We start from the raw sequence: 2,336 nt of genomic DNA, 5'->3' as shown, positions 1-2,336 counted from the left end.
GGAAATGAAGCCGACGAGCGGGTACGTCTCGCCGAACAGGCCCTGCAAAATGTCATTCCCGAACTGAAGACGCTTGCCGAAGAGAATCTGGGATTTGCCAGAGAACGTCACGATATCACCGACAAGCTGGTCGATCTGGATCATCGTCAGAAGGCGAGTAATGTACTTCTGGGGGAACTGAATAAAGAATTCGACCGCACGCAGAAGATGGTGAACGATGTCGGGCTGACCGATTCGATCGGCCTGCTGCTGCGTCAGCAACGAGCCAAGCTGCAGAATCCCCGTGGGATGAAGTCCAGTCTGCTTCATCGTAATGACGTGATCCGCGAAGCCCGAATGCGCCTGTTCCAGCTCGATGCCGAACATGCCGCCCTGATCGATCTCGACTCGGCGATTGCCAAGCGGGCTGCGGAACTTCTCGTCACTGGCAAGCGCAAGACGGCGCTGGCGGGACTCAAGCAATTATTGGGTGATCGGCGTCAACTGGTGAATGGCCTCGATGCAGACTACACACGTTATTTTCAGCAACTGGTCGACATGGATAATGTCGAACGTCGGTTGCTGAATCTGACAACCAGATACGCCGATTACGTTGACGAACGGGTACTGTGGATTCGGACGGGACAAACCTTTGGTTCGGAACATGTGAAGAAGGCCGCGACCTCGATGGGTTGGTGGACCGACCCGGCTGCCTGGCAGCCTGTGCTGGAGGCCGTCCGCATGAACATGGAACGGTCGCCGCTAGTCTGGATTCTGGCAACCTTGTTGTTTCTGACGTGGTTCTGTACGCGGCCCGTGATGCAGATCCTGCTGAAACGGAAAGGAGTGGTCGCGAAAGCCGCGGGTTGCCATGATCTCGCACCGACACTGCAGTCACTCGCGCTGACCCTGGCAATCGCTTGCGGTTGGCCTCTGCTGCTGTTGTTTATTGGCTGGCAGTTGGATCACACCGCCTCGCAATACCCGTTCGTCCACGCGGTCGCTGCAGGATTGATCAGGGCCGCCGTGTTCGCGCTTCCGCTGGAAATTCTGCGGATTGTCTGCATGCGCGGGGGACTGGGTCAGGAACATTTCCACTGGCCAGAACGATACGTCAATACCTGGCGTCGACATCTGACATGGTTCATCCCTCTCGGGGTAGTGCTGATTGCCCTCATCGGGATGACGGAATCGATGGCGAACGAGCAGCGGCTGGATACCTTCGGGCGATTTGTCTTTCTGACATTCGCTGCGGTTTCGACGATCTTCTGTCGACTGACGGTCCGGCGGATTCCCGCGTTCGCTATCACGGATGAATCAGTCGAAGAACCCGCGACGGAGGAAGATCCGTGGTCTGAACGATTCTGGAAATTCGCTCCCTCATTGATGCTGCTGGCGTCATTCGTTCTTCTGGGACTCGGCTGGACGGGATTTTTCTACACCGCGACCCAGTTGATGTGGCGGCTTCAGCGGACGATGTGGTTCCTGGTCGGACTGTTGCTGCTGCGGGCGACCCTGCGACGCTGGATCGCACTCGAACAGCGTCGGATGGCCGCGCTACAGGGGGTCGATTCGACGGAGATGGCGGAACCGGGGCGACTGCAGGGAGGAGTTTCCACGCATGGCTCGCTGTTTTCCCGCTGGAACTGGCCAGATTTTCGACTCAACCTGACACAGATCGTGACGCAGATGCGCAGGCTGCTGGATACAGGGTTGATCGCGCTGCTGGTGATCGGGCTGTGGATTGTCTGGGCCGATGTGACGCCCGCGCTGAACATCCTCGACCAATACGTCCTGTGGAATACCAGCGTTGAAGTCATGGCACTGGAAAATGACTCTCAAGTCGGCTCGCCGGGAACGACAGTCAAACAGATGCTGCCGGTCACCGCAGCCGATCTCTGCCTAGCGATGGTGGTTTTCTTTATTGCTCAGCTCGCCGGTCGCAACGTTCCCGGTCTGGTGGAAGTGGTTCTACACCAGCATCTGGCCGTCGACGCCGGAGCCCGTTTCGCCGTGACCTGTCTGGTACGGTATACTATTCTTGTCGTCGGCGTCTGCATGGCGTTTGCCCAGATCCGTATCGGTTGGAACAACGTCCAGTGGCTCGTCGCGGCGGCGTCCGTCGGCCTCGGTTTTGGGCTGCAGGAAATTTTCGCCAACTTTGTATCGGGGATCATTCTGCTGTTTGAACGACCGATGAGGGTGGGTGATGTGATCACTGTCGGCGACACGACCGGAAAAGTGTCGCGAATCCAGATCCGGGCGACCACCATTCTTGACGGAGACCGGAAGGAACTGATCGTTCCGAACAAAGAGTTTATCACAGGCAAAGTGTTGAACTGGACTCTCAGCGATCA

At 57.4% G+C, this 2,336-nt stretch carries 1 protein-coding gene; it reads left to right on the top strand.

Going from position 1 to position 2,336, the window contains the following annotated elements:
* On the top strand, positions 1-2,336 hold a 2,336-nt coding region (locus tag VGE80_RS22070), incomplete at both ends, for a mechanosensitive ion channel domain-containing protein (protein WP_440594147.1).

The organism is Schlesneria sp. (assembly GCF_036405755.1).
In the GTDB taxonomy this organism is placed as follows: Bacteria; Planctomycetota; Planctomycetia; order Planctomycetales; family Planctomycetaceae; genus Schlesneria; species Schlesneria sphaerica.
This window is presented reverse-complemented; position numbering and strand designations above follow the sequence as displayed.